Here is a 2,103-nt window from a genome sequence, read left to right as displayed (position 1 = left end):
TAATCATGTCTTTCTCCAGCTTGCTGAACTGATCCGGGTACAGCTGGTTATACTTGGCAAATTCCTTCGCTGACTGTTTCAGAATGGCCTTGTACGAGGAGTTCCCCCAGGCAGCGCGTGCAGCGCTCGATGCGGTCGGGGAGTCGAAATCCACGATATTCTGGGTGATGGTGATATAGGCCCCGGTATGCCGGCGCGCCGTCCGGTAGCCCTTCTCGATAAAGGTCCCCACCTTTTCGTTTTTGAAGTCCAGCAGTCGCCAGCCTTCATCGATAACGTTGAGTTTTTTCAGGCTGCGGGGAGACTGGTACATCCGGTTTTCGATATAGATAATCAGCGAGAACATCACCGCGACCAGCAGGGACTGGCGCGACTCCAGCCCGCCCAGCTCAAGGACCACCATCCGGGCATCGTCGTGCAGGGACGGCTCATCAGAGTTGAAGTACTCCCCGTACAGCCCGTTCACCGTGTACTGGTCGAGCAGGATAATCATGTCATCAAGACGGCTGCGCACCCCCGGTGAGTCGGCGTATTCCTCACTGTCTTTCTCGCTCCGGAGAAAGGCCACCACATCATCGATACGCGCCTTGTTGCGCTTACTCAGCCAGGCCGCCCGGACCGCCTGCAGGAGAAGACCTTCGTGCACTTCATCCAGGTTGCCGTTGGGACTGGCCATCACCGACATCTGGTCGCGGATACGCTCGGCGGACAGGTCAAAGTTAGCGTCGTCGAGAATATTGGCGAACGGATTAAACTTCAGCGAGTCGCCGTCGAGATACACGCCGCCCATGTTTTCACACAGGGACTTGTAGCCGTCGCCCATGTCGAACACCCAGGCAAACCCGCCGGAGTCGAGCACGCTACGAATGAGGGGCTGAATCAGACCGGTTTTGCCCGCCCCGGAGGTGCCGCAGACCGCCATGTTGAAATTGGTATTGTTCATTCCCTCGTAGAACAGGTCGATGAACGCCAGCTGGTTACGGTAGGTGGGCGCCAGGAGTCCTGCCGGCGCCAGCGGACTGTCAGCGACAATCGGCAGAAGGTTGGCCACCTGGAACGTCTCCGCCCGCTTCACCACACCTGCCGCCTGCAGCTCTTTGAACAGGCCTTCGCCGCATTTGAACGGCATCATGGCCAGAAAATTACGCAGGTGATGATAGCGGGCCGGGATAAGCTGGAAGCCACCCTTACGGTAACTGTTGAGCACCTGCTGCTCGGTAGCGAGAGAGGCCTCTGCGTTATCGGCGGTATACGTGGTGATGTTAAAGAAGTAGGACACCAGAGAGGTCTGGTTGGTCGCCAGTCGCTGGCGGATATCGCCCCACTCCTGCATTTCGTTTATCACGTTCGGAAAGTACTTCGCGTAGGAGGTTTTGCTTTTCTTCTCCACGTCCATGAATTTCAGGTTGGCTTCGTTCTGGGTCTTCACCTGGTCCTCCACCATCAGCGTCAGTGTGATGACAAAGGGGCAGGAGATGGAGAGCTCCGGGTTCAGCAGGTTGGCGTAGTTGTCCGCAGCGGTCCAGAGAAAGGCGATTTCCGGGTCACACTCCAGGTGATAGTTCGTCACCCGGGTCACGCACTCTTTCCCGTCCCGCCCCAGGCGGCCAATTTTCAGATGACCGGCAGTGACCTGCATGTCAAAGCTGTCATCCACGCACTGATAGTTCAGGTCCTGATACGGGTCCAGCTTGTACGGCACCCGGTACATCTCATGCGGATCCGGGTTAATCAGCTCCCGCATCAGTTCGACCATCCCGGCCGCATCGAGGATACGCGTCGGGATGTAAGCCCCGCCGAGCGATGCCCGTAACACTTTAATCTGATTCTCCAGCTCCACGATTTGCGTGGTGGAGTTCTTCTTCCGGGGCACGCAGCAGGAGATGTACACGCGGTAGTTTCGCAGCGTCAGGGGCAAATCCAGATTGTCCGGCAGGGGAAATTGTGTTTCCGCCGCCCGGAGATAGTAGGCGCGGGTGATGGCATTAAACTTTTTAGCCTGTTTACCGCTCCAGCGGAATTCACGCAGACCATAGTCGATGTCATTGCCGACCAGTTTGCTGGAGACCAGATGAAAACTGACCGGGACGCCCCGGGGAAGTT

Annotated in this window: 1 protein-coding gene; it reads right to left on the bottom strand. The window is 57.3% G+C overall.

Translation table 11 applies throughout. From position 1 onward, the window contains the following. The coding region (gene traC / locus BHE81_RS25420) for a type IV secretion system protein TraC (RefSeq protein WP_149888845.1) at positions 1-2,103 on the bottom strand (2,103 nt) is incomplete at both ends.

This window comes from Klebsiella sp. AqSCr (assembly GCF_008452795.1).
GTDB lineage: Bacteria > Pseudomonadota > Gammaproteobacteria > Enterobacterales > Enterobacteriaceae > Klebsiella > Klebsiella pneumoniae.
This window is presented reverse-complemented; position numbering and strand designations above follow the sequence as displayed.